At 43.6% G+C, this 6,306-nt stretch carries 4 protein-coding genes; all 4 read left to right on the top strand.

Features of this window, described 5'->3' with window-relative positions; genetic code table 11:
* Positions 1-3 precede the first annotated feature (3 nt).
* Positions 4-714, top strand: a complete 711-nt coding sequence (locus B4J23_RS03350) for a succinate dehydrogenase iron-sulfur subunit (RefSeq protein WP_291358757.1) — start codon at positions 4-6, stop codon at positions 712-714.
* 823 nt (positions 715-1,537) lie between these two features.
* Positions 1,538-4,360 carry a 2-oxoglutarate dehydrogenase E1 component gene (locus B4J23_RS03355; protein ID WP_291358758.1) on the top strand — a complete coding sequence of 941 codons (2,823 nt, stop codon included), beginning with the start codon at positions 1,538-1,540 and terminating at the stop codon, positions 4,358-4,360.
* 18 nt (positions 4,361-4,378) lie between these two features.
* A complete protein-coding gene (gene odhB, locus B4J23_RS03360) occupies positions 4,379-5,599 on the top strand; it encodes a 2-oxoglutarate dehydrogenase complex dihydrolipoyllysine-residue succinyltransferase (protein ID WP_005234619.1) in 1,221 nt (406 codons plus the stop codon).
* Positions 5,600-5,659: 60 nt separating this feature from the next.
* On the top strand, positions 5,660-6,306 hold a 647-nt coding region (locus B4J23_RS03365), incomplete at its 3' end, for an FAD-dependent oxidoreductase (RefSeq protein ID WP_291358756.1).

Here is a 6,306-nt window from a genome sequence, read left to right on the forward strand (position 1 = left end):
AAGATGAGTAGAGGTACTCGTACATTTAATATCTACCGCTATGATCCTGATAAGGATAAAGCACCGTATATGCAAACTTTTAAGCTTGAACTGACTGATAAGCACCGTATGTTGCTTGATGCGCTTCTTGCATTAAAAGTACAGGACGAATCTTTGACATTCCGTCGTTCATGCCGTGAAGGGATCTGTGGTTCTGATGGTGTGAACATTAATGGTAAAAACGGTTTGGCGTGTCTTTGGAACCTGAACGATTTACCAAATGAAATCACGATTCGTCCACTACCTGGTCTTCCAGTAATCAAAGACCTTGTAGTTGACATGAACCAGTTCTACGACCAGTACAACAAGATTCATCCGTTCTTGATCAACAACCAGCCTGCACCTCCTAAAGAGCGTCTGCAGTCTCCTGAAGAACGTGAACACTTGAATGGTCTGTATGAGTGTATTCTTTGTGCATGTTGTTCAACTTCATGCCCATCATTCTGGTGGAACCCAGACAAGTTCTTGGGTCCTTCAGCATTGTTGAATGCATACCGTTTCATTATCGATTCGCGTGATACAGGTACTCAAGAGCGTCTGGCTCGTCTTGACGATCCGTTCTCTCTGTTCCGTTGTAAAGGCATTATGAACTGTGTATCTGTATGTCCTAAAGGCTTGAACCCTACTAAAGCAATCGGTCACATCCGTAACATGCTTCTAGATATGGCTGGCTAATTTAGACTGCAATAAACAGTTTTTCAAAAAGCACACCAAGTGGTGTGCTTTTTGCTTTATAGGGCTCCATAAACGAACAGTGGTAGTGAAAACTGCTGTTATTGGTGCTGTATCTCATATGATCAAATCGGGTGATGAATCATTGCAGAGCATTCTGGTCGGATTTATGCACTATTATGATGTTATTTGAGGTATTTATGATTTTTAGATGTAATTCTGGACTGAAAAAGGTTTTCAATAATGTTATTATATAACGCAAAGTTGCAAAGGGAGTGGATTGGAAGATTTACTCTCTTTTTGTTTATCAAAAAGATGTAGGACTTTAGTCTACGCTGAATGTGTTTTTCATTTAAAGCTCCCTATGTTAGAGTAATTTCTGACGGAAGTATTTGACTAAAAAACATGCGTTCCTCGTCAAAAAAATCAATTGATTAGTCGAGATCGTGATAGCATTTAGCACAAGACTATATTTAAAAAATGTGTGGGCCGATGTACATTTTTTAAACACGGAAAAAGTAGAGACTGGTATATAAATGTAAGTCAAAGTCGCTTTAGAAAAAATATAGTTTAAATCTTTGTTTTTTCTAAGTCGATTTGCAAAAAAATTGCTCGGTCACGATCGGGTATTCAATGAGTGATGATGCCGCTGAGGGGCGTTATTGTTCATTAAACATATCAAGAATTTTCTTGGTGTGGTGATAACGCCTCATGGCTTATGCCTTATGGGGGACTAATGTTGAATTATCAATTTGACATTACTAATCCTGGGTTTTGCTTAAAAAGCATCCTGAAAATGTTTTTGCAATAGGAAATGGGTCCACAAATGCAAGAAGTTGCTGACGCTCTGCGTCTTGACACTGAACTTTCCGCTGATAGTGCAGCGTATATTGAAGAACTTTATGAGCAGTACCTCACTGCTCCAGACTCAGTGGGTGCTGACTGGAGAGCGTACTTCGATAAATTCCCAAAAGGTGATCAACCACACAGTAATGTACGTGAGCAATTCCTACTTTTAGGTCGCAATTCAAGCCGTATTCAGCCTGTTATCCAATCGACAGTAAGTTCAGAGCATGAACGTCGTCAAATTGGTGTTTTACAGCTGATTGCTGCGTACCGTAACCGTGGCCACCAAAAAGCAAAATTGGATCCATTAGGTCTGGCTAAACGCGAAGTTGTGCCAGATCTTGATCTTTCTGCGCATGGTTTAACTCAATCTGATCTGGACACTATATTCAATACCGGTAACCTTGCGATTGGTAAGGAAGCAGCGACTTTGGGCGAAATGGTCCAAGTGATGGAAGCGACTTACTGTAGCTCTATCGGTGCTGAATACATGCATATCGTGGATACCAAAGAAAAACGCTGGATCCAGCAACGTCTTGAAAGCGCACGTGGTCAATATGGCCTGAGTGCTGATCAGAAAAAACATGTTCTTGAACGTTTAACTGCGGCTGAAGGTCTGGAAAAATACCTCGGTAATAAATTCGTGGGTGCAAAACGTTTTGGTGTTGAAGGTGGTGAGTCTTTCATTCCTATGGTGAATGAATTGATCCAGCGTGCCGGTTCTGTAGGCTGTAAAGAAGTCGTAATCGGTATGCCACACCGTGGTCGTCTGAACCTTCTGGTTAACATCATGGGTAAAAACCCGGCTGACCTGTTTGGTGAGTTCGAAGGTAAATCACTACACAAAAAAGGTTCTGGTGACGTTAAGTATCACCAAGGTTTCTCTTCTAACGTGATGACTCCAGGTGGTGAAGTTCACTTGGCATTGGCGTTTAACCCATCTCACCTTGAAATCGTTGGACCTGTAGTTGAAGGTTCTGTACGTGCACGTCAAGTACGTCGTAAAGACATTGGCGGTGATGACGTGTTACCAGTGATTGTTCACGGTGATGCTGCATTCGCAGGTCAGGGCGTAAACCAAGAAACCTTCCAAATGTCACAGACTCGTGGTTACACAGTAGGTGGTACAGTTCATATCGTAGTGAATAACCAGGTTGGTTTCACCACATCTGATCCACGTGATGCGCGTTCTACAGAATACTGTACTGATATCGCGAAAATGATCCAGGCACCGATCTTCCATGTAAATGGTGATGATCCGGAAGCTGTATTATTTGTTGCTCAGCTTGCACATGACTTCCGTCATACTTTCCGTAAAGATGTCGTGATCGATATGTTCTGTTACCGTCGTCGTGGTCATAACGAAGCGGACGAGCCTGCTGCAACTCAGCCAATGATGTACCAAGTGATCAACAAGAAAGCGACCACTCGTACGCTTTATGCTGACAAACTGGTTCAAGAAGGTGTACTTGATCGTGCTACTGCAGATCAAATGGTTGAACAATACCGTTCTGATCTTGAAGCAGGTAAACATGTTGCCAATGCACTGGTTCTAGAACCGAACAAAAAAATGTTTGTAGACTGGACACCGTACCTGGGTCATGAATACACAGACGAGTGGGATACTACTTGCGATCTAGAACGTCTTAAAGAGCTTGGCCGCAAAATGCGTGAGCTTCCAGAAGGCTTCGTGATGCAGCGTCAGGTATCTAAAGTAATTGACGACCGTCTGAAAATGCAAACTGGTGAAATGCCGCTGAACTGGGGTGCTGCTGAAACTCTAGCCTATGCATCACTGCTAGATGATGGTTATCTGGTTCGTTTAACTGGTGAAGACGTGGGTCGTGGTACATTCTCACACCGTCATGCAAAACTGCATAACCAGGTAGATGGCTCAACTTATATTCCACTTTGCCATATCAAAGAGAACCAACCGCGTGTTGCGATCTATGACTCTTTATTGTCTGAAATGGCAGTACTGGCATTTGAATACGGTTACGCGACTACTCTTCCTAAGAGCCTGATCATCTGGGAAGCTCAGTTCGGTGACTTTGCAAACTGTGCACAGGTGGTGATCGACCAGTTCATCTCATCTGGTGAAACCAAATGGGAACGTGTATGTGGTCTGACTATGCTTCTGCCACACGGTTTCGAAGGCCAAGGTCCTGAGCACTCATCTGCACGTCTGGAACGTTTCTTGCAACTATGTGCTGAAGACAACATGCAAGTGATGACTCCAACTACACCTGCACAGATCTTCCATGCATTACGTCGTCAGGCAATCCGCCCGATCCGTAAGCCAATGATCATCATGTCACCTAAATCATTGCTTCGTCACAAGTTGGCTGTGTCTAACCTGGAAGAACTGGCTAACGGTACATTCCAGACTGTGATCGACGAAGTAGATAACATCAACAAAGCAGACGTAACTCGTCTAGTACTGTGTGGTGGTAAGGTTTACTACGATCTGGTTGAAAAACGTCGTGAAAAAGAATTGAACAACACTGCAATTGTACGTATTGAACAATTGTATCCGTACCCAGAAGCACGTCTTGCAGAAGTTCTTGCTCAGTATCCAAACGTGAAAGAACTGGTTTGGGCACAAGAAGAACCGAAAAACCAAGGTGCTTGGTTGTTCATCGCGCCTCGTTTATATGACGATGTGATGAAAGCGGGCAAACAAATCCGTATTAGTTACGCAGGCCGTGAAGCTTCAGCTGCACCGGCGTGTGGTTCACCATACTTGCATGCAAAACAACAAGCTCAGCTCGTTAACGACGCTCTAGCGATCGATGCTGAATAATCCAGGAGATTCTAAATAATGGCAACCGAAATTAAAGCACCGGTATTTCCAGAGTCAGTTGCGGACGGTACGATCGCAACTTGGCACAAACAACCAGGTGAAGCAGTATCACGTGATGAAGTGATCTGTGATATTGAAACTGATAAAGTTGTTTTAGAAGTTGTTGCTCCTGCAGACGGTACAATTGCATCAATCGTTAAAAATGAAGGCGATACAGTGCTTTCTGCTGAAGTGATTGCACAGTTTGAAGAGGGTGCCGTATCTGGCGCAACTCAAACTCAAGCAGTTCAATCTGAAACTGAAGCATCAGTAGAGCAAGCTGCTGCAAAAACTGAAGCGGGTAATGCACCGATCGTTGAGCGTCAACAGGTTCAAGACCAAGCTCCAGCAGTACGTAAAGCATTGACTGAATCTGGTATCAATGCTGCTGACGTATCTGGTACAGGTCGTGGCGGTCGCATTACTAAAGAAGATGTTGCGAACCATCAGTCTAAACCTGCAGCGCCTGCTGCTGCACCGTTAAGCGTTGCGGTTGGCGAACGTATTGAAAAACGCGTTCCAATGACTCGTCTGCGTAAACGTGTTGCTGAACGTCTGCTTGCTGCAACTCAAGAAACAGCAATGTTGACTACGTTCAACGAAGTAAACATGAAACCAATCATGGAAATGCGTAACCAGTACAAAGAAGCGTTTGAAAAACGTCATGGTGCACGTCTAGGCTTCATGTCATTCTTCGTTAAAGCTGCGACTGAAGCACTGAAACGCTATCCAGCAGTGAATGCGTCTATCGATGGCGATGACATCGTTTACCATGGTTACTATGACATCGGTGTAGCAGTTTCTTCTGACCGTGGTCTAGTGGTTCCTGTACTTCGTGATACAGACCGTATGAACTATGCTGAAGTTGAAAATGGTATCCGTGCATACGCTGGTAAAGCGCGTGAAGGTAAACTTGCGATTGAAGACATGACTGGTGGTACTTTCACAATTACCAACGGTGGTACTTTCGGTTCATTGCTTTCAACTCCAATCTTGAACACTCCACAAACTGCGATTCTGGGTATGCATAAAATCCAGGAACGTCCTATGGCAGTGAATGGTCAGGTTGAAATCTTGCCAATGATGTACCTAGCGCTTTCTTATGACCACCGTCTAATCGATGGTAAAGAAGCTGTAGGTTTCCTTGTAACAATCAAAGAATTGTTAGAAGAACCAGCTCGTCTGATCCTTGATCTTTAATTCTAAAGAATAAATCCATGGGCTTAGGGTGATCCTCTAGGCCCATTTTTGGAGAGAATAATGTCTCAACAATTCGATTTAGTTGTAATCGGTGGTGGCCCAGGTGGCTACGAAGCTGCAATTCGTGCTGCACAGCTTGGTTTTAAAGTTGCGTGTATCGAAAAACGTATTCATAAAGGTAAACCTTCTTTAGGCGGTACTTGCTTAAACGTCGGTTGTATTCCTTCTAAAGCACTTCTAGATTCTTCTCACCGTTATGAAGATACTGTTAAACATTTAGATGACCACGGTATTACAACGGGTGAAGTTGCTTTCGATTTGTCTAAAATGCTTGCGCGTAAAGACAAAGTCGTTGAACAATTGACTGGTGGTGTTGCGCAGTTACTTAAAGGTAATGGCATTGAATGGTTACAAGGTACTGGTAAATTACTTGCTGGTAAAAAAGTCGAGTTCGTACCGCATGAGGGCGAAACTCAGATTTTAGAACCTAAATATGTCATTCTTGCATCTGGTTCTGTACCAGTCAATATTCCTGTTGCTCCTGTAGACCAAGACCTGATCGTGGACTCAACAGGTGCGCTTGAATTCCCAGAAGTGCCTAAACGTCTTGGTGTGATCGGTGCTGGTGTAATCGGTCTTGAACTTGGTTCAGTATGGCGTCGTCTGGGTGCGGAAGTTGTTGTATTTGAAGCAATGGATGCATTCTT

The organism is Acinetobacter sp. UBA3025 (assembly GCF_002367915.1).
Lineage (GTDB): Bacteria > Pseudomonadota > Gammaproteobacteria > Pseudomonadales > Moraxellaceae > Acinetobacter.